Raw genomic sequence first — 18,710 nt, 5'->3', positions numbered from 1 at the left:
AAAAAATTCAACACAAAAGTCCGTTCAGATGTTATCTGTACGGGCTTTTTTGTACATTTAAACTTTAAATGATTAAGTATGAAAAGAAGCTTTTTTAAATTATTACTATCAACTTTTTTACTTCTTCTTGGTTTTAATAATGTATCAAATGCTCAATATTGGGTTGTTGGAGGTGCGGTTGGTGCAACAGGATACTCTGGAGACGTTTCTCCGGTACCTCATCCCGCAGATTATAGAGTAGGAGTAAAAGCATTTGGAAAGTATAATATGAATAACTTTCTGCAGTGGAGAACAGACTTGAATGTTTCTTGGAATGCAGGGAGTGATATACATTTCGATAAACCTATACATCAAGGTAGACAAGCATCATTTCAGAATGTGATGATTAATGTTGCTACAGGTTTTGAATACAACTTTTTAGATTTCAGACAGGATAAAAGAAAGAAAGATAATTTTACTCCTTATTTCTTTATGGAATTAGGAGGTGGGGTATTCCCAGTTATTGAAACAACTTACAGTGGAGCTGAATTGCCTTGGGCTATTACACTACCTTTAGGTATTGGTTTTAAAAAGAGAATATCAACTTATTGGGACTTCGGGATGGAGTTTAGTATCACAAAACCGTTATGGACAGATAATACTGATACAATCTATCGAGGAGGACCAGATGCTCCAGTTGGAGAACAAACTGTCTACCCATCCTGGAGAGATAATTATTACTTCCTTGGCTTTACACTCAGTTATAACATACTCAATGTAAATTGTCCAGATACACCAAGATAAAAAAAGACCTTCTTGAAATAGATCTCAAGAAGGTCTTTTTTATTGTAATACTTTGTGGGTTTTTAGTCGTCTCCACCACCAAAGAACCAACCTAATGAAACAATCCATTGTGTTGACTTGATAGAAGGAGCACCAGTTTGTTCAGTAATTAAATCTGAACCTGCTTCATACTTAACGTCTACAGTTAATTTTCTGATATCTGCACCGATACCTGCTTGCCATCCCCAAACGAAGCTTTCAGTTTTGATGTCGCTTGAGATGTCACTAAAGTTGTCCGATAAGTTAGCTTGAGCTACAGCACCACCGAAAACTCTACCGCTAATTCCTAATAAACCAAATTTTAAACCTGCTACGATTGGCACATCAAATCTATTGATGTAAGTGTCTTGCTCAACACCACCAGCGATAGAGATTTTACCACCAACTCTTGAGTATAGTGCTTCTACCTGAGCATAAATTGGTAATACAGGAATGTTTGTTCTGAACATACCACCAACATGCCATGATGCTGTTCCTTCTGTAGAAACACCAGCAGCGTTGCTTAAGTCGTAGTTAGATGCACCAATACCACCTTTAACACCAAGGCTAATAAGACCTGATTGTGCATTGGCTGTCGCGCCGATTAAGAGTAATCCGCAAATAATTGCTAGAATTTTTTTCATGATTTTTAATAATAAATTGATAGAGTAATAATCTATACTAAGACAAATAGTTGTAACTATATGTCAATTTTACAAAGATTAATTGAATAATTCTAGGTTTTTTTTGATGGCCTATTACTACCCTTTATCTTGTGTCCGTTTTAAGAACAAAAATTTAACCAATCAATTTAAAATGTTCCGTATTAAATCTACATTAACCCTATTCTTTGCTTTTTTAATGATGTTAACAACAGATATGAAAGTATTTGCTTGGGGACAAAATGGGCATAGAGCAGTAGCTGAAATTGCAAATAATCACTTAAATAAAAAGGCAAAAAAAGCTTTACAAGAAATATTAGGTGACTCTGCATATTTACCAATGGTAAGTACTTGGATGGACGATATTAAGTCCGATAAAAAATATGCATTTATGTCTCCATGGCACTATTTCAATATCGATGAAGGGGAGAAATTTGAAGATGTTGAAAGAAACCCTAAAGGTGATATCATTAAAGCAATTGATGATATGGTAGCCATTTTAGAAAATGAAAATTCTACTAAAACACAAAAAGCTAGAGCAATTAAAGTGCTCACTCATTTAGTTGGAGACCTTCATCAACCCTTTCATGTAGGTCATAAAAGTGACTTAGGAGGAAATAGAGTAAAGGTAACTTGGTTTGGAAAGCCTTCTAATATTCATAGAGTATGGGATTCAGAAATGATTACCTCAAAAGAATTGAGTTTTACAGAGATTGCAAGATTTGCAGATCATGCTACTCCAGAACAAGTTGAAGAGCTACAAAAAGCAACAACAATTGATATGATGAATGAGTCCCATGCATTATGTACAAAGTTTTATGCTGAAGTAGGTGATGGAAAATTAGGATACAGATATATGTACGATCACTATAAAACTGTAGAAGAGAGAATAATGAAAGGTGGAATTCGATTAGCAGGTATACTTAATAAAGTACTTGGCTAAATAAGAAATATATCCTTTATCGGAAGAGGTAAGCAGCAATGTTTACCTCTTTTTTTATTAGTGTTTAAAATTATTTGTGCTAATATCTCAATTAATTTGTAGAGATTTGTGCCACTATGGAAAAACAAACAGTTCAGAATATCTACACATTACAATTCTGGTTACTTTGCACTAGTTCCCTATTATTTTTTACAAGCTTCAATATGATAATCCCTGAACTTCCGGATTATCTAACCTCATTGGGAGGAGAAGAATACAAGGGTTTAATCATTTCATTATTTACAGTAACGGCAGGGCTATCAAGACCTTTTAGTGGTAAACTGACAGATAGAGTTGGTAGAGTACCTGTAATGGTTTTTGGTGTATTAGTTAGTTGTGTCTGTACATTGTTTTATCCATTTGTAGGATCAGCGTTTGCATTTTTATTAATCCGTTTTTTACATGGATTCTCTACAGGGTTTAAACCAACGGGGACATCGGCATATTTAGCAGATATAGTACCTTTTGATAGAAGAGGAGAAGCTTTAGGAATTCTAGGTTTTTGTTCGTCAACAGGTATAGGGTTAGGGCCTATTATTGGTAGTTGGTTAGCAATGGAAACAAGCTTGGATATGATGTTTTATGCTTCCTCAGCAATATCATTAGTTTCTATTCTAATTTTATTTGGAATGAAAGAAACCTTAGAGAATCCAGAGCGATTAAAATTGGATCACTTTATTATTCGAAGAAATGAGGTGATCGATAAAAATGCCTTGCCACCTGCCATTGTAATGCTCTTATGTACCACTTCTTATGGAGTGATTCTAACATTGATTCCAGACCTTTCAAAACAATTAGGTATTGAAAATAAAGGGACCTTTTTTATGTTTTTTACTGGAGCATCTATGTTAGTTAGAGTTTTCGCAGGAAGGCTATCTGATAAATATGGAAGGGTACCCGTACTTAAGTTTTCTACAATCTTACTGGTATTTGCATTAAGTTGGATTGGAGTAGCTTCTTCTGCAACAGAATTATTTGCAGCAGCCATATTACTTGGATTGGGTATAGGAACGAACTCACCGACGGTTTATGCGTGGACAATAGATCGTAGTGATCCTTTGCATAGAGGTAGAGCTATTGCAACCATGTATATCGCTTTAGAAATAGGTATTGGTGTAGGTGCATTCCTTTCAGCTGAAATTTATAATAATATAGAAGAGCAAATAGGTTGGTCATTTATAGCTTCTGCTGTAGCCTGTATGTTTGCCTTTTTATATGTTGTAATGGCACCATTAAATGAAAAATCAATAAAAGATAAATAATGAAGTTTAGCTATTTTTTCTCCGATTGTGATGGAGTAATTATCGATAGTGAGATTATTGCGGCCAATGTAATGGTTAAATATATCAATGATTTTGGCGTTGAGATTGACCTTGATACCTATCTGAGAACTTGCTCGGGCAAGACCTTTAGTGGTATTATGACAAACTTATCTAAAGAGCATGGACTTGTATTAAGTGATAATTACTTAGATGAAATTACGTCACTTTATATGGAGGCTGCAAAAACTCAAGAAAAAGCAATTGAAGGAGCGAAAAAAGCTTTTGAAGAAATAGAGCTTCCCAAAGCAATTATTTCGAATGGCTTCAAAGCACAGATTAATCATGCAGTTGATTTAGTGGGCTTAAGAAACGAGTTTGAAGATCGAGTTTTTTCAGGGGTTGAAGATGTTGAAAACCCCAAGCCAGCACCAGATATATATCTTTTTGCAGCAAAAAAAATAGGGATAGACCCTAAAGAAATAATTGTAATCGAAGATAGTAAAAGTGGAGCAAAGGCTGCTGTGGATGCAGGCATGTATGTAATTGGATTTACTGGAGCATCTCATATTTTGGAGGGTCACGAACAAGTTTTGAATGATGTTGGTGTAAAACATGTTATTCAAAACATGTCCGATTTACCTCCTCTGATCAAAAAGATCAATGGTTAATAATATTATTTTTAAGTGCATGCTCTTTTTTAGTGATATGTGCTAAATGTCTAGTATCGTTACCTTGAATTATTCTGAACTTACCGTTATTGTATGCTAAATGATACAATGCCAAGTTAGAGTGTTCATACTGATCCATGTTTTTTAATGGCTCTTTCATTAGTAATGATACTAATATTTTCATGGCTCTACCATGAGTGACAATCAATACATTCTTTTCATCAGTATTGGAAAGAATGTGTTGCATTGTTTTATTTTGGCGATCTGCAACTTCGTTTGGTGATTCTGCATCATCTAATTTATAATCATAATTACCATTATTCCATTCAGAAAGTAATTTTGCATGATTTAAATTGTCTTGATCTGTTAGAGGTCTTCCTTCTTTTTCTCCCCAGCTAATTTCATTCAAACCTGCGTGGCTTTCAAATGGTATACCGGTATTGATAAATGGAAGAGCACTTTGATGTGTTCTTTTTAATGAAGAAGTATATATCTTATCAAACGAGATATGTTTATATTTTTCGAAAAATGCATTCGCCTGCTCTTTACCTAAATCATTTAAGTTAGAGTCGATACTGTTTCCTTGAACGTATCCTTTTTTGTTGAAATCAGTCTCGCCATGCCTGATTATGTAAATGTGTTTTGTAGCCATAACTTTTCTTTTTAATCTTTAATAAAATCATCCTTTTGTAATGATTTAAAGGTGAAACAATTGTAAAATTGCAGACAAGAAGTCCACACTATAATTTTACGTAAAAACTTCTTGTTTAGTATATAAATTTAATTGAAGCATGTATGTTTAATCACAAATTTACAATAAAATCCCTTAATATGCTCAGAAACAATATGCTTGGACATGTTGGAATAGAATTTTTAGAAGTAAAAGATGGATTTATTAGTGCCAAAATGCCTGTTGATAATAGAACGAAACAACCTATGGGTTTGTTGCATGGAGGAGCGTCTGTAGTGTTAGCTGAAACCCTTGGAAGTGTAGGAGCTTTAGCCCATATTGATTCGGAAACACAAGTTCCTGTAGGACAGGAAATCAATGCCAATCATATAAAAAGTGCAAAAGAAGGAGAAGTTGTTGGTGAGGCGACACCTATTCATATGGGAAAAAAATCTCATGTATGGGAGATTAAAATATATGATGAACAAAGAGATTTAGTTTGTATTTCTCGAATGACAGTGGCTATAATCACTAAGAAAAAGTAAAATTAGGTAGCATTTTTTTGTGATCATGTGATTTTTTTTATCACATTAAAGTAAGAATTTGGAACCATATCGAGAAATTATAATCTCCATTAAATAATTCAATTAAATTTTTTAACTAATCAATAGTATGTCTACAGGGTTTGGAAACCAGAAATGGTTATTTATTCTTTTAGGATTTATCAGTTTTGGTATTGTAGCAATCTTATCAGGAGTATTTGCAGATGTAGTGGTAAAAGAACAGAAGTCGGAGGGATGGACAATCATTGGAATTGAATATAACGGGGACTTAAACTCTAAAAAATTTATTCATTTATACGATTCAATCATTCAAGAAAAAGAAGAAGGGAAGCTAAAGGGTGAATTAGCAGTTTTGTTTTTTAGTCACCCAAAAGATGAAAAAAAGGGAAATGCTTTGGTTGGTGTAATTGATAAAGGAACTGATGAAGAGATTAAAAAGTCTTTTGTAAATTACCAACAAGGTCCATATAAAGAAGTGTACTCTGAAATTAATTTAGGAGAGTTATTTACTCCTAACCCTAATAATGTAATTGAAGAAATTGATTCATATATTTTAAAAAACTATGAAACAACTTCGGAAAAATACCTTGAATATTATCCTAAAAATGGAGTAGTTATACAATCTGCTATTCTTCAAAATTAACACATTGAAAGCTAGAATATATTCCAACCGAACAACATTAAAAGTTTTAGTAGTCGTAACAGGACTTGTTATTGGTGTCATCTCAATAATTTATACTGAATTATTGGTCGGAGAACTAAGACAAAGAGAGTACGATCAAATAGATTTCTTTGCCAAAGTACAAGCTAAAATGGCTACGATGTCAGGTCAAGACAATGCAGATGTTACTTTCCTATTGATGGAAGTAATAAAAGGCAATGATCTGATTCCTGTGATTCTCGCAGACGAGCATCAAAATCCTATTAGCTCGAAAAATATTGAGATACCCAAGCGGTTTTCGCAAGAAGAGCAGTTGGCCTTTCTTCGAAAACAAATCATTGAGATGGAAAAAGATTACAAACCCATCAAGATAGATTTTTCAAATGGTGAGGAGCAATACATTTATTATGCAGATTCCCATTTGGTAAAAAACCTTAGGTATGCTCCTTTGGTTCAAATATCACTTTTCGGAATTCTAGCCATTGCTGCTTACTTGGTCTTCTCAACCTCTCGTAGAGCAGAACAAAACCAAGTATGGGCAGGGTTAGCCAAAGAAACAGCTCACCAACTAGGTACACCGATTTCTTCTTTAGTAGCTTGGATAGAATACTTCAAAACTGATGATGATTTTGACCATAGTATTATTGAAGAACTGGAAAAGGATGTTCATAGATTAGAAATGATTACGGCGAGGTTCTCTAATATTGGATCTGAACCCGTATTAAAACCTAAAAACCTTGAGCCTTCTGTAAGAGGTGCAGTCGACTATATGTCGAAAAGGATTTCGAATAAGGTGAAAATGTCTGTCGAATACGATATTGATAGCCAAGTGCAAATAAATATCAGTAGACCATTATTTGAATGGGTAATAGAGAATTTATGTAGAAATGCTGTAGATGCCATGAACGGGGTAGGAAGTATTGACATTAAAATGTCACTTACTCAGCATAAGAATACAGCGGTTATCGATGTAAAAGATTCGGGTAAAGGAATCCCTAAAAATAAAATTAAGAAAGTATTCTCCCCTGGGTTTACCACCAAAAAACGTGGTTGGGGCTTAGGATTGACACTGGTAAAAAGGATTGTAGAAGAATATCATGGAGGAAAAATATTTATTTTGGAGTCAATACCTGGAGAAGGAACAACTTTCCGAATTATGATGCCTATAGTTGTCTAGAAGAGACTTGAATTGTTCCAAGTTAAGGCAGAGAAATACGACTAATGCAATACGGTAATTATATATAACGAATTACTTATTTTAATAGAGTAGACGTGTTTTTTTAACACATTTAGTGTGAATATTTCTTGAATCAATAATTGTAATTCATCAACAATTTTATGACATTTGTGATGGGTCGGTCACATATTGGATTTTTCAACGTGAACTAATATAAGGTGTACCGAGTTTTGAAGAGCAGGCCTCAACTTTACTTTGTAAAGTCATTCTTTTGAATGTTAACAGTGGAAGGTCGACATAATGAGGGAAGCCTAAACCTGTTATAAAAGGAGAAATTCCAACCGACCCTTTTTACTTTGAAAGCGATGCATTGCATGGCTTTTTTTATTGTTCGACAATTTTGTCGGTATTAACAAACATGAATTGAAGATATTTTTTGTTTTAACTCACCTGATAGTTACTGAACAATTAATTCAATTCATTACTTTTGTGTCCGTGAAACCAAAATACTTAACAGAACAGGCAATCGACGCCTTCATTCAGAGTGGATTGAAGGAAGATATCGGAGATGGAGATCATTCAACATTATCTGCAGTACCAAAAGATGCTGTAGAATCTGCTCAAATGATTTTCAAAGATGAAGGAGTGATCGCAGGAATCGAGGTCGCTAAACGTATTTTTTTATCGATCGATCCCAACATGGAGATCGAGACTTTTGTAGAAGAAGGCGATACCTTGAAATATGGAGATATCGTGATGAAAATTAAAGGTAATGCTCAGGCCATTTTAATGGGAGAACGCCTTGCTTTAAACTGTGCTCAAAGAATGAGTGGTATCGCAACTCATACCAATAGAGTCGTTAATTTAATCAAAGAAACGAATACTAAGATTTTAGATACACGTAAAACTACACCAAACTTCCGTCTAATGGAGAAGTGGGCAGTTCATATCGGTGGAGGACAAAATCATAGGTTTGGATTATACGATATGGTCATGCTAAAAGATAATCATATTGATTATGCAGGTAGCATTGAAAAAGCCGTTAGTGGTACAAAAGAATATTTAGCAGAAAAAAATAAAGATTTGAGAATTGAAGTAGAAACAAGAAATCTACAAGAAGTTCAAGAAGCAATTTCTGCAAATGTTGATGTTATCATGTTAGACAACATGGATTTGGAAACTATGTCGAAAGCAGTAAATATGGTTAACGGTCAGTGTCAAACAGAAGCATCTGGAGGTATTACTGAAGATGTTGTGCTCGATGTCGCAAAAACGGGAGTAGATTTTATCTCTCTTGGAGCATTAACACACTCAAGTTTAAGTAAAGATATCAGCTTAAAAGCTGTGAAATAAGAATTACAAAAAAATGACAATCAAAACAAAGAAGTATCAACTGGAAGCCAACACATATGTTAAACTAGGTTTAATGGGTGTAATGAAAGAATTATGGTGGTTCTGGTTAATTCCTGGTGCTATCGCAATTGCAGGTGCAGCTTGGGAGCCAGGTCGTTGGTGGTTAATTGGAGGAGCAATTTTTCTATCTGTATTATATGTTTTATTCTGGTGGGCTCAATTTATGGGAGCTACACAAATGGAACAATCTAAAGTGTTTTTCGAGAAATTATCATATGAAATCGATAGTAGATTTATCATGATGAAGAAAAATGCAAAAGAAGGAATGCCATTAAAATGGGAAATGGTAAAAAGCGTAAAAGTTGAAAAAGATGCTTTTGTATTAATTTTAGGTAACGACAATATTGAGGCATCAAAGATTCAAAAATTCTTTGCTTCAAAGTTAGGAATGCCATTATACCTTCCATTCTCTATTTTTAATAATGGACAAGAGAAGTTTATGATGAAATTATTAGAGCGTAAAGGATTTGTAGCAGCTACAAGTACTGAGGCTTAATAAAAAAGAATATATAAGAGAACCGTCATTTGTAAGAAGTGACGGTTTTTTTAGTCTTCATTTTTTAGGCGTTTTTCTTTAAACCACTGAAAGAATGAAGTGAGGACAGATACATGATTAGCAGGTAAGGCTATCACCCTATATACAGGTGCTTTTTTTGTGAATCCTCTTAGCTTTTTTGCTGTTATGATTTTATCAAATTTCCCTCTAACCAGAAAGTAGGGGGTATTGTATTCTTCGAGGTAGTACAATAATTTTGAATTAGAAATTTTAGCTTTTCTAAGAGCAATCCATGTATTTGCTACTTTCTGTGATTGTTCTTTTGATCCTATATTTTGTTGGGCAAATGATGACAAGGATGCTGAAATTACTCTAGTTTTACGGATGAGTTGAATACTTTTAATTAATAAGTCGCTTCGTTTCATCACTTTCTTAAATAAAGGATTAAACAAACGATGTGTTACAGTAGAGAAAAAGTAATTTTGACCAACTCCATCTGGAGCCACTAAATATAAGGCATCACACTTTTTGGGATTTTGTGTATAACAGAATTGTGCTAATCTAGCTCCAATTGAATAGCCACAAATTTCCCAGCTGTTGAATTGATGTTTCTTAGCGAAATATAAAATGAAATGATAGATCCCTAACGGGTAATTGACACTAAGCTTTCTATCCAAAGCATAGTTATCACTATGATAGGGTAGAGCAATAGATAACAGAGTGTACTTATCTTGCATCTTAGAAAGAGGGGAAAAAACATCTACTGTTTGACCATACCCATGAAAACAAATTAATAGTCTTGGACCTGTGCCCATTACACGGAATCCTTGAAAATTTGTTTGAATATTTTTCAATAAATAAAACAATTGATCGATTCTAGTTGTTTAGAGGTTATCAATTTTTAGTAATATAATAATATGAGTAACTATTCAATAAAAGACTTAGAACATTTAACAGGAGTGAAAGCTCATACTATCAGAATATGGGAACAAAGATACAAAATTATAACCCCGAAACGATCAGAAACAAACATTAGATATTACAATGATGACGATTTAAAATTGATGTTGAATGTGTCATTACTTAATAATAACGGATTCAAAATTTCAAAGATCGCAAAACTCACCGAAGCAGAAATTCATGAGGAAGTATTGAAGGTTGTTGATGTTAATGACAACTATTTTGATCAGATCAGTGCTTTAACAATGGCTATGCTTGAGTTCAATGAATCTCATTTCGAAAAGATTATTGCGAGCAATATTCTTAAAAGAGGATTTGAAGAAAGTATGATACACATTATCATGCCTTTTATGCATAGAGTTGGTGTATTATGGTTAACAGGTTCAGTGTCCCCCGCTCAAGAACATTTCATATCACACCTGATACGTCAAAAAATAATAGTCGCAATTGATGCACAAGTAGTCGATCCTGATCCTCAGAAATCGGAATTTATGCTTTTTCTACCAGATGGAGAGTTGCATGAAATATCACTTTTATTTGCTGCCTACATGATTAGGGCAAGAGGTTTCAAAGTGATTTATCTTGGTCAATCTCTTCCAATGGTTGAGTTAAAACAAGTGTACGACAGTAAAAAGGCTGATTTCTTGTTAACTGTATCTACTTCAATTGCACAAATCGGTGATATGCAAAAATATATTGATGACTTAGGTGATACATTCCCCGAATCGAAAATACTTCTTACAGGTAGACAAATTGTAGGCAATGACTACAAAATGAAAGATAATATGGAAGTACTTCCTTCACTACAATACTTTAGAGAATTACTTGAAAGTATCAGTGAAGTAGGAGTTACTGTTCGATAGTAATCACAGACGCTGTGCACACACCTCCGATAGGAGGGTTAAATTTTTTAATTTTTACTACTACTTTAAATACGTTGCTACTCCACTTTTCATACACATCATCTACAACATTCTGAGCAATGTTTTCTAATAGTTTTGTAGAAATGCTCATATGCTTCTTAATAATCTCATATAGATCCATATAGTTAATAGTTCCATCAAGATCATCCTCTTGGGCTGCTTTTTTAAAGTCAGTATCTACGAAGATATCAACCCCATATTTGTTGCCTATTTTTCTTTCTTCTTTAAAGAAGCCATGATATGCAAAAAACTCTAATCCTTCTAGAGCAATAGTATGTTTCATCTATGATTGCTTTGCTAAATTCAAATCTTCGAAAAAGCTTGTTTCAGTAGACTCATCTACTATCACTTTTTCTAACATTGTTTTTGTACGCTCTTTCTGAATTTTCACCGCTGCTTGGTTGTTGTGAGCCATATCTTTAATAGCTTGTAATCTACGAGCTTCAGATAAAGTCTTTTCAGCCATGTCGCTAAGTGCATTTAATAGTTTATCAGAATAATTATCGATCGCCTGATAATCTCTTTTCATTATAGTTGTGTCTTTACGAAGTTTATCCATTTCGCTTCTATAACGTTTTTGGACTTCATTCATCGCATGATCTGCTCTTTCTTCTGCCTCTTTTAGTATAAAATCAGCTCTTTGTTGTGCAGTTTTAATGATAGTATCTGCATGTTTTTCCACATCTCTTAGTGCCTTTTTCTTAGCTACTTCTGCAGAGTTGATAGAGTCTATCATTTTCTCCTCAAGTTTTTCAAACTGCCCTAGACGTTTTTTGTGATCATCCAGGTCCATCAATAGTCTATCGTTTTGTTCTCTTAAACCTTCGATTTCTTTTGCAACAGTATGTAACATGCGTGTTACATCTTTAGCGTCGTAGCCACCGAAAATTTTCTTTTTGAAGCTTTGATTTATTAGATCATTTGGTTCAATACTCATGGTTTTATTGTCTAGTAGTAATAGAAAGTACCTGTAATTTAACTGTCTTCATTACATTTCTCCAAATTTTTCTCCAGATCTTCCCAATAAGAAGTATCTGATTCTGGAACTGCAATTGCTTCGTTTCCTGTTTGGATTCTCCAGTAATTAGAATTGTACAGACACTTTTTCTGGTAGTCAGAAAGTTTATTGTATTGGGCAAAGTTTTTAGAATTACCTTTTTCAGATAAAAGCTTTAAATATATTTCTTTTGGTTTCATGATTAAATCAATCTATTTTTCAAGGTTAAGCGTTCAAATCCGACTTCAAATATACCTTCTTCAATCCAAAAACCTTCTAAAGTTTCATCATCAATACTTTTGTAGATCACTACTCCTTTGTAAGTCTGTTGGTTGTCTTTGTAGTCAAAATTCACAACAAAGAAATTTTTAATCCATTGGCCAGTACCTTTTTGATAATAGTCACTAAAACCTACTGTCCAATCAATGTGAAACTTATTTTTATCCAATTCCTGAATAGAAACATTGCCCGTATACTCACTTGTACTATCCCAAGGATTATGCCCAAAAACAGCATAGTTTCCAATGATGTTTGTAGGTTTACTGTTTCGTTCTCGAAGTTCTTTTTCGTCGTGTAGTAAATTATAAGAGGTTTGAAGTTCTTCAAAACGATGTCGAACATTATTTTCATCAAATTTTCCGTCCCAATAATTTACATCTTCTTTTTTGAAGAAACGAATAAACCTTTCCCAGATATTCATGCTGTTTATTTCTCCTGACCAATATTATAAGTAAATCCAAGAAACAAGCTGAGTGTATTTTCTCTCATATTCATGCTATTATTTCTATGACCTTGCAAAACTATTCGATCGGAAGGAGAAAATTCAACAGGTTCACTAAAATTAGCAACCTGTCTTAGGTTTTTACCTTGGGCAAATGACCATTGAATCCCTGTGATGATATCAGTTTTTAGAATTGTAAACTGTCCACCAATTGTAGTGTGATATTGGTCAACAGAGAATGTTGTAATTTTCGAGGGGTATTGATTATCATACCCGCCATCATATTTGTCGTAAGAAAAATCGGTTCGAAAACCAGCCATAAGCTCTATTTTATCTGTTAGAATATTCCTGTACCCAAAAGCAAAGTTGGTGACCTGATTGTTTTGAGCATAATAATCCAGCCAGTTGTCAGTCCTAATACTTAACTGATTGTTAGAAACGAATGGACCAGGAGCCATATCTTTGATATTTAAGTAGCTATCTAATTTTCCGAAATATTCTCCAGTGAAATAATAAGACGAAGTTTTATGTGAGAAAGTAGCTCCAAATGAGATACTGAATGGATCTTTAAAGTTAGTGACTAAATCTTCTTGATATTCACTGACTAACATATTTGGAATCAGTTCATTGTTTTGGTTGTGGACATTCTGTAGTGAAACTTCTCTGTAAACGTTAGACTCACCGGCGTATTTAATAGAAGGAGACTGTATCGCTAGACCAAAGTTCCATTTGTTCCATTCATACTTCAAACCCAGTTTAAACAAGAGCCTAGAGGTATATCCTGTGATACTTTGTGAGTTTTTGAATTGAGCTACATAAAATTCATCAGTATTTTGGTTATCTAAATTGTAGGCATTGGCTTCGATGATATAATCATATTTAATGGAGATATAAGAGTGATAACCACTTAGTCCAATGCTGAAATTATTGGAAAACTTTTTTGCAATACCAATACTTAACCAATAATCTTCGTAATCCATTCGATAATAATAATCTCCCAAATATTCTTCAGGCCCTGGGGTAATATCTATAAAATCTAATTGTTTGTTTGTTCTGCTTCGTAGTTCAGTATTTACATTGTCTCTGGTAAAACTTGCTAACTCAATACTAGTGTTTGTCCAGTTTTTAGGACGTAATAAGAAAGCTACAAATCTTGGTTGTACCTGAAAATTCCAATCCCCATAATGATTGCCTCCTCCCAGTCCGTTTTCATATCGGAAAATGTACATACTGAAGATATTGGCTGAAATAGAGAACTTCTGATAATCAATATCTGCGATTTGAGCAGGATTATAAAAAATGGCTGCAATACCACTACCGCCACCAACAACAGCCCCCGACAAAAGACTTGCATCAGTATTAAAGCTATTGGACCAATAACGTCCTGTTTGTGATTTTGATGTGAATGCTATTGATAATAGTAAGATGAATAAGATTTGTTTTTTAGGCATTAGATAGAGAGCTGTTAAGTAAAAGTCTTTCAAGAAAATTATTAAAAGAGATCAGAACATTCTTTTCATTTATCAAAACGTTCGTTATTTTAAATATATATTCTCTCAATTACAATAGAAAAAATCAGCTGAACTTTTCCAGTGATTTATTTTATTCAAACTATTATCAATACACTGATGAATAAATTATCAGGCTTTTGGCCTATAATATTACTACTCTTTTTGACCTGTTACTCAAATCTATTCGCTCAAGAAGAGAGTACTACTAGACCTAAAAAGACACATTATATTCTTCTAGGGGTAAATACAAATCCTAGCACTACTTCAAAGGATCAAGCTTTTTCACCATTAACCTACAAAGGTTTTGGTATAGGAGGTACGACCGGGTATTTGGCGACTTCAGATGATTTTGAATTTTTAATGGATGGAGGTTTTGATTTGGGACGTATGTTCACAGACCTTTCAGGAACCACAGATACAGGTGGTAACATATTTTATTATGTTCCTGTTCATATTCATGCATTATGGAAAGTGAACCCGGTATTTAAGAATACAAATAATGCATTTTTAAAAGTTGGTGGAGCAATAGACTTCTCTGGTAATTACAGAGGGAATTTCTCATATACTAACTCAGCTTTAAATTTTGAATATGTAAGTGGCTATGGTATATCAGGTCAGTTAGGATGGGATGTTTCTTTGAAACAGAATGGAAAGTTCTTTAGGAAGCGTGATAGAGATATGACATTTCAATGGACAATATCGCTTCCGCTATTTGGTACTTATATGCGGCCTAGTTATAATACGATTAGTGATTTTACTACAGGAGCTAATTTTATCTCTGGAGGAGGAAAACATGAATTCGCTTTTATTGGTGAACTAGTGCAGTTTGATTCCCGATTAGACTTCTATTATCATTTACATAATAAAAATGCCTTCCGTTTACAGTATGAGTGGAAATATTGGGCGGTTAATGAAGGCAGTAGTGGTAAAACTCAAGGAGCTTATCATAGACTCGGATTAGCATTTATGTTTAATGTAACAGGAAAGAAATAGAAACATGAAAAAGTTTAAAATATTAAGTATTTCATTATTTGCTCTCCTTATTACAAGTAGCTGTGAGAGTTTATTTATTGAAAAAGATCCATCCTCGGGTCATAGAGCATCTTTTGAGTATTTATGGCAAAAGACAAAAGACCAATATTCATATTTTGATTTAAAGAACATTGACTGGGATAGTGTGTATACAGTTTATAATCGTAGAGTTTCTGACGATATGTATGCAGAAGAATTTTTCCATGAAATGTTTAACATGATGAAAACACTGGAGGATGGTCATGTTAATTTATATTCTCCATTCAGTGTATCAAGGTATCCTGAATTAGCTGTTCCTGATTCTAATTATGATACAAGAACAATCAGAGCCAATTATTTAAGTGATCAATACTATCAGACAGGCCCTTTGACTAATGATCTTATCCACGTTATTGATACAGCAGATAATGAAAAGAAAATCTTAGTTAAAGAGATAAATGGTGAAAATAAAGGTATAGCATATGTGAGATATAGTAGTTTTTCTTCTATGATTTCTAGTTATGATATAGACTACGTTATCTCAAGGTATGGTTCTGTTACAGAAGGGATGATATTTGATGTGAGAAGTAATGGAGGAGGATCTCCTTTGAATATTTTTAAATTATGTAGCAGGTTTATTCCTAAAGATGCCGGTAATACTACTTTATACTATAGTAGAAATAAGGTGGGTCCAGGACCTAATGATTTTGATGATTGGATTCCTGCTGATATTGATCCTGAAGGCTTGTATTACCCTGGTAAAATTGTGGTATTGACTGATCGTGGGTGTTACAGTGCAACATCGTACTTTGCGACTGCATTACAAGCTGTAAAGAAATTAAGACCAGTGAAAATCATTGGAGTTCCTACTGGAGGTGGTTTGGGAGCTCCAAGAGGAGGACAGTTACCAAACGGATGGTATTACCGAATGTCTGTGACACAAACCCGTTCAGTAGATGGAGATTTAGATTTTGAATTGGGAGTTCCTCCAGATATTTATGTTACGCAGCAACCTTCTGATAATGAAAAAGGTAAGGATACTTTGGTAGAAGCGGCAATTCTAGAGATTTTCGAAGGGCAGTGGTAAATGTAATTTTTATCATTTTTTTCGTAACTTTTTCTTTGTAATACACGTTACTATAAATGCGAATAATACTATAAATTCTTACCGTCTAACGGACAGAACGATAATCCATTTCTAATAAGAGGCGCAACGTATGAAAATACGTTGCGTTTTTTCTTTGTCCATAAAAAAAACCGATCCCTTTTCAGGAATCGGTTTATATGTAGAAGTCTAAAGACTAATTTTCTTATACCAAGATTCTTACAGGATCTTCAAGTAATCCTTTTAATGTATGTAAGAACGCAGCACCGATAGCACCATCAACTGATCTATGGTCACAAGTTAAAGTAATCTTCATTACATTACCTGGAACAAGTTCACCATTCTTCACTACTGGCACTTGTTTGATACCACCAACAGCTAAGATACATGATGCAGGAGCATTGATGATTGATGTGAACTGCTCGATACCAAACATACCCAAGTTAGAGATAGTGAATGTAGCACCTTGCATTTCATCTAAACCAAGCTTCTTGTTTTTTGCTTTACCAGCCATATCCTTCACTGCTGAAGAAATTTGTGATAATGACATCATATCAGTGTGCTTGATTACAGGAACAACCAAACCGTCAGGAATTGCAACTGCAACACCAACGTTTACATGGTTTGCTACTCTGATTACATCACCTTCTACAGTTGAGTTCACCATAGGATGTTGCTTTAATGAAGCTGCAACAGCCTTAACAACGATATCGTTGAATGAAATTTTAACGTCAGGAAGTTCGTTCATAGATTTTCTTGCTTTCATAGCATTCTCCATGTCGATATCCATCGTTAAGTAGAAGTGAGGAGCACCAAATTGAGATGCGTTAAGGTTTCTAGTGATAGCCTTACGCATGTTGTTCATTGGTTGATCATCGAAGCTTTCAACACCTGCAGGAGCAGCAGCAACTGGAGCAGCGGCAGCAGTTTGCGTAGGAGCTGGAACATAAGCTTCAACGTCTCTCTTAATTACTCTACCATGCTCACCAGAGCCTGGAATCATAGCGATGTTAAATCCTTTGTCTTCAGCCATTTTCTTAGCTAAAGGCGAAGCAAATACACGCTTACCGTCATGTTCAGGAGCAGGAGCCGCATCTCTAGATTGAGCTACAGCTGGAGCAGCAGGAGCTGCCTTTGGAGCTGGTGCAGCTGCTTTAGGAGCAGGAGCCGCAGCTTTTGGAGCTTCAGCAGCTGGAGCAGGAGCCGCAGCTGGTGCTTCAGATTTTTGAGCCTCAGCTTTTAATAAAGTTTCGAAGTCAGCACCTGATTCACCGATGATAGCAATTACACCGTCTACAGGAACAGAACCTCCATCCTCAACAGCAACATAAAGAAGAGTACCTTCGTCATATGATTCAAGTTCCATTGTTGCTTTGTCCGTTTGAACTTCAGCAAGGATGTCACCTGCATTAACTTCGTCACCAACTTTCATTAACCATTGTGAGATAGTACCATCAGTCATTGTATCTGACATTTTTGGCATTTTTACTACAGTTGCATTGATACCTGAAACATCGATTGCTTCTGCAGCAGGTGCTGGAGCAGCAGCAGGGGCCTCAGCTTCAGCAGCTGGAGCCGCTTCTGCAGGTGCAGCAGCATTATTTCCATCAAGAAGAGATTGATAATCTTCTCCCTCTTCTCCAACAATTGCAATAATTCCGTCAATTGGAACAGCTTGTTTTTCTTCTACGGCGATGTACAATAAAGTACCATCCTCGTAGTTTTCTAATTCCATTGTTGCTTTGTCTGTTTCAACTTCAGCAATGACGTCACCAGATGAGATCTGGTCGCCTACTTTAACTAACCAAGATGCGATGACACCTTCTGTCATAGTGTCGGACATCTTAGGCATTCTGATTACTTCTGCCATAATCTTATTAAGACTTCTTTTTTATTTGTCTCTACATTTTTCGTTTTCGTGCCAAAAATAAACAGAATAATTTAATAATAAGTAATTAAAATGGATTTAGTCTCCAATAAATAATGATGTTAATCTGTTTCTGTGCGAACTTTTTAAAAAAACTATACCTTAGCATCGTTTTTTTTATTAATTTGAAATAGGCTTCAATGAAATTTTTTTGTAAATTTTTATTGATCACCTTATAGACTATGACTTATTAACTCTTG

At 34.5% G+C, this 18,710-nt stretch carries 21 protein-coding genes; 12 read left to right on the top strand and 9 right to left on the bottom strand.

The annotated features are described in order from the left end of the window. Window positions 1-78 precede the first annotated feature (78 nt). Window positions 79-783 carry a type IX secretion system protein PorG gene (gene porG, locus HGP29_RS07625; protein WP_168881774.1) on the top strand — a complete coding sequence of 235 codons (705 nt, stop codon included), beginning with the start codon at window positions 79-81 and terminating at the stop codon, window positions 781-783. Window positions 784-845: 62 nt separating this feature from the next. Here the strand turns inward: porG and HGP29_RS07620 are convergent, their stop codons facing one another. Next, the gene (locus HGP29_RS07620; protein WP_168881773.1) at window positions 846-1,445 is read right to left on the bottom strand and encodes an outer membrane beta-barrel protein; all 600 of its coding nucleotides are present in this window, start codon (window positions 1,443-1,445) and stop codon (window positions 846-848) included. A gap of 172 nt (window positions 1,446-1,617) precedes the next feature. Here HGP29_RS07620 and HGP29_RS07615 point away from each other — a divergent pair, with 172 nt between their 5' ends. The 3 genes from HGP29_RS07615 to HGP29_RS07605 all read left to right on the top strand — a co-directional run bounded on the left by HGP29_RS07615 (window position 1,618) and on the right by HGP29_RS07605 (window position 4,375). Continuing rightward, window positions 1,618-2,406: a S1/P1 nuclease gene (locus HGP29_RS07615; RefSeq protein WP_235958274.1), complete on the top strand. Its 789-nt coding sequence runs from the start codon at window positions 1,618-1,620 to the stop codon at window positions 2,404-2,406. Between the two features lie 116 nt (window positions 2,407-2,522). Continuing rightward, window positions 2,523-3,707, top strand: coding sequence for an MFS transporter (locus tag HGP29_RS07610; RefSeq protein ID WP_168881772.1), 1,185 nt, complete (start codon window positions 2,523-2,525; stop codon window positions 3,705-3,707). Next, window positions 3,707-4,375 carry an HAD family hydrolase gene (locus HGP29_RS07605; RefSeq protein ID WP_168881771.1) on the top strand — a complete coding sequence of 223 codons (669 nt, stop codon included), beginning with the start codon at window positions 3,707-3,709 and terminating at the stop codon, window positions 4,373-4,375. Before HGP29_RS07610 ends, HGP29_RS07605 begins: the two co-directional genes overlap by 1 nt. On the opposite strand, the gene HGP29_RS07600 is transcribed toward HGP29_RS07605, so the two are convergent. Next, window positions 4,365-5,027, bottom strand: a complete 663-nt coding sequence (locus tag HGP29_RS07600; RefSeq protein WP_168881770.1) for a histidine phosphatase family protein — start codon at window positions 5,025-5,027, stop codon at window positions 4,365-4,367. The genes HGP29_RS07605 and HGP29_RS07600 overlap by 11 nt on opposite strands. Window positions 5,028-5,206: 179 nt before the next feature. Between HGP29_RS07600 and HGP29_RS07595 the strand changes: the two genes are divergently transcribed. The 5 genes from HGP29_RS07595 to HGP29_RS07575 all read left to right on the top strand — a co-directional run bounded on the left by HGP29_RS07595 (window position 5,207) and on the right by HGP29_RS07575 (window position 9,355). Further along, a complete protein-coding gene (locus HGP29_RS07595) occupies window positions 5,207-5,590 on the top strand; it encodes a hotdog fold thioesterase (protein ID WP_235958273.1) in 384 nt (127 codons plus the stop codon). A gap of 127 nt (window positions 5,591-5,717) precedes the next feature. Continuing rightward, on the top strand, window positions 5,718-6,251 hold the full coding sequence (locus tag HGP29_RS07590; RefSeq protein WP_168881768.1) for a hypothetical protein: 534 nt from the start codon (window positions 5,718-5,720) through the stop codon (window positions 6,249-6,251). A gap of 4 nt (window positions 6,252-6,255) precedes the next feature. Then, on the top strand, window positions 6,256-7,446 hold the full coding sequence (locus HGP29_RS07585) for a sensor histidine kinase (protein ID WP_211093225.1): 1,191 nt from the start codon (window positions 6,256-6,258) through the stop codon (window positions 7,444-7,446). Between the two features lie 495 nt (window positions 7,447-7,941). Beyond that, window positions 7,942-8,799, top strand: coding sequence for a carboxylating nicotinate-nucleotide diphosphorylase (gene nadC, locus HGP29_RS07580; RefSeq protein ID WP_168881767.1), 858 nt, complete (start codon window positions 7,942-7,944; stop codon window positions 8,797-8,799). 13 nt (window positions 8,800-8,812) lie between these two features. Then, window positions 8,813-9,355: a hypothetical protein gene (locus HGP29_RS07575; RefSeq protein ID WP_168881766.1), complete on the top strand. Its 543-nt coding sequence runs from the start codon at window positions 8,813-8,815 to the stop codon at window positions 9,353-9,355. A 50-nt stretch (window positions 9,356-9,405) separates the two neighbouring features. On the opposite strand, the gene HGP29_RS07570 is transcribed toward HGP29_RS07575, so the two are convergent. Then, the gene (locus HGP29_RS07570) at window positions 9,406-10,209 is read right to left on the bottom strand and encodes an alpha/beta fold hydrolase (protein ID WP_168881765.1); all 804 of its coding nucleotides are present in this window, start codon (window positions 10,207-10,209) and stop codon (window positions 9,406-9,408) included. 63 nt (window positions 10,210-10,272) lie between these two features. Between HGP29_RS07570 and HGP29_RS07565 the strand changes: the two genes are divergently transcribed. Continuing rightward, on the top strand, window positions 10,273-11,178 hold the full coding sequence (locus tag HGP29_RS07565; protein WP_168881764.1) for a MerR family transcriptional regulator: 906 nt from the start codon (window positions 10,273-10,275) through the stop codon (window positions 11,176-11,178). Here the strand turns inward: HGP29_RS07565 and folB are convergent. From folB to HGP29_RS07540, 5 genes are read right to left on the bottom strand one after another with little or no spacing between them, the layout of a single operon-like run. Beyond that, on the bottom strand, window positions 11,165-11,521 hold the full coding sequence (folB, locus tag HGP29_RS07560) for a dihydroneopterin aldolase (protein WP_168881763.1): 357 nt from the start codon (window positions 11,519-11,521) through the stop codon (window positions 11,165-11,167). The two genes, HGP29_RS07565 and folB, sit on opposite strands and share 14 nt — an antisense overlap. Beyond that, window positions 11,522-12,175 carry a DivIVA domain-containing protein gene (locus tag HGP29_RS07555; RefSeq protein ID WP_168881762.1) on the bottom strand — a complete coding sequence of 218 codons (654 nt, stop codon included), beginning with the start codon at window positions 12,173-12,175 and terminating at the stop codon, window positions 11,522-11,524. A gap of 38 nt (window positions 12,176-12,213) precedes the next feature. Beyond that, entirely contained in the window at window positions 12,214-12,435 is a 222-nt protein-coding gene (locus HGP29_RS07550; protein WP_168881761.1) for a hypothetical protein, read from the bottom strand. 2 nt (window positions 12,436-12,437) lie between these two features. After that, window positions 12,438-12,935 carry a hypothetical protein gene (locus HGP29_RS07545; RefSeq protein WP_168881760.1) on the bottom strand — a complete coding sequence of 166 codons (498 nt, stop codon included), beginning with the start codon at window positions 12,933-12,935 and terminating at the stop codon, window positions 12,438-12,440. A gap of 5 nt (window positions 12,936-12,940) precedes the next feature. Then, window positions 12,941-14,407, bottom strand: a complete 1,467-nt coding sequence (locus HGP29_RS07540) for a hypothetical protein (protein ID WP_168881759.1) — start codon at window positions 14,405-14,407, stop codon at window positions 12,941-12,943. Window positions 14,408-14,584: 177 nt separating this feature from the next. Between HGP29_RS07540 and HGP29_RS07535 the strand changes: the two genes are divergently transcribed. Together HGP29_RS07535 and HGP29_RS07530 are read left to right on the top strand one after the other, a co-directional pair. Next, entirely contained in the window at window positions 14,585-15,460 is an 876-nt protein-coding gene (locus tag HGP29_RS07535) for a hypothetical protein (RefSeq protein ID WP_168881758.1), read from the top strand. A 4-nt stretch (window positions 15,461-15,464) separates the two neighbouring features. Then, window positions 15,465-16,565 (top strand): S41 family peptidase, encoded by a 1,101-nt coding sequence (locus HGP29_RS07530; RefSeq protein ID WP_168881757.1) that lies wholly within the window; start codon window positions 15,465-15,467, stop codon window positions 16,563-16,565. Between the two features lie 223 nt (window positions 16,566-16,788). On the opposite strand, the gene HGP29_RS07525 is transcribed toward HGP29_RS07530, so the two are convergent. Continuing rightward, window positions 16,789-18,453: a 2-oxo acid dehydrogenase subunit E2 gene (locus tag HGP29_RS07525; RefSeq protein ID WP_168881756.1), complete on the bottom strand. Its 1,665-nt coding sequence runs from the start codon at window positions 18,451-18,453 to the stop codon at window positions 16,789-16,791. Between the last annotated feature and the right edge of the window lie 257 nt (window positions 18,454-18,710).

It is taken from the genome of Flammeovirga agarivorans, from assembly GCF_012641475.1.
GTDB classification, from domain to species: Bacteria; Bacteroidota; Bacteroidia; order Cytophagales; family Flammeovirgaceae; genus Flammeovirga; species Flammeovirga agarivorans.
The sequence above is the reverse complement of the archived record's forward strand: the minus strand, read 5'-3'. Positions and strand labels throughout refer to the sequence as shown.

Excerpts from the sequence above, each read along its gene's own strand:
- HGP29_RS07600 (WP_168881770.1), bottom strand. The coding sequence starts at position 5,027 with ATGGCTACAAAACACATTTACATAATCAGGCATGGCGAGACTGATTTC.
- HGP29_RS07525 (WP_168881756.1), bottom strand. The coding sequence starts at position 18,453 with ATGGCAGAAGTAATCAGAATGCCTAAGATGTCCGACACTATGACAGAA.
- porG (WP_168881774.1), top strand. The coding sequence starts at position 79 with ATGAAAAGAAGCTTTTTTAAATTATTACTATCAACTTTTTTACTTCTT.
- HGP29_RS07610 (WP_168881772.1), top strand. The coding sequence starts at position 2,523 with ATGGAAAAACAAACAGTTCAGAATATCTACACATTACAATTCTGGTTA.
- HGP29_RS07595 (WP_235958273.1), top strand. The coding sequence starts at position 5,207 with ATGCTCAGAAACAATATGCTTGGACATGTTGGAATAGAATTTTTAGAA.
- folB (WP_168881763.1), bottom strand. The coding sequence starts at position 11,521 with ATGAAACATACTATTGCTCTAGAAGGATTAGAGTTTTTTGCATATCAT.
- HGP29_RS07555 (WP_168881762.1), bottom strand. The coding sequence starts at position 12,175 with ATGAGTATTGAACCAAATGATCTAATAAATCAAAGCTTCAAAAAGAAA.
- HGP29_RS07530 (WP_168881757.1), top strand. The coding sequence starts at position 15,465 with ATGAAAAAGTTTAAAATATTAAGTATTTCATTATTTGCTCTCCTTATT.
- HGP29_RS07535 (WP_168881758.1), top strand. The coding sequence starts at position 14,585 with ATGAATAAATTATCAGGCTTTTGGCCTATAATATTACTACTCTTTTTG.
- HGP29_RS07550 (WP_168881761.1), bottom strand. The coding sequence starts at position 12,435 with ATGAAACCAAAAGAAATATATTTAAAGCTTTTATCTGAAAAAGGTAAT.
- HGP29_RS07575 (WP_168881766.1), top strand. The coding sequence starts at position 8,813 with ATGACAATCAAAACAAAGAAGTATCAACTGGAAGCCAACACATATGTT.
- HGP29_RS07545 (WP_168881760.1), bottom strand. The coding sequence starts at position 12,935 with ATGAATATCTGGGAAAGGTTTATTCGTTTCTTCAAAAAAGAAGATGTA.
- HGP29_RS07590 (WP_168881768.1), top strand. The coding sequence starts at position 5,718 with ATGTCTACAGGGTTTGGAAACCAGAAATGGTTATTTATTCTTTTAGGA.
- HGP29_RS07620 (WP_168881773.1), bottom strand. The coding sequence starts at position 1,445 with ATGAAAAAAATTCTAGCAATTATTTGCGGATTACTCTTAATCGGCGCG.
- HGP29_RS07540 (WP_168881759.1), bottom strand. The coding sequence starts at position 14,407 with ATGCCTAAAAAACAAATCTTATTCATCTTACTATTATCAATAGCATTC.
- HGP29_RS07565 (WP_168881764.1), top strand. The coding sequence starts at position 10,273 with ATGAGTAACTATTCAATAAAAGACTTAGAACATTTAACAGGAGTGAAA.
- HGP29_RS07605 (WP_168881771.1), top strand. The coding sequence starts at position 3,707 with ATGAAGTTTAGCTATTTTTTCTCCGATTGTGATGGAGTAATTATCGAT.
- HGP29_RS07615 (WP_235958274.1), top strand. The coding sequence starts at position 1,618 with ATGTTCCGTATTAAATCTACATTAACCCTATTCTTTGCTTTTTTAATG.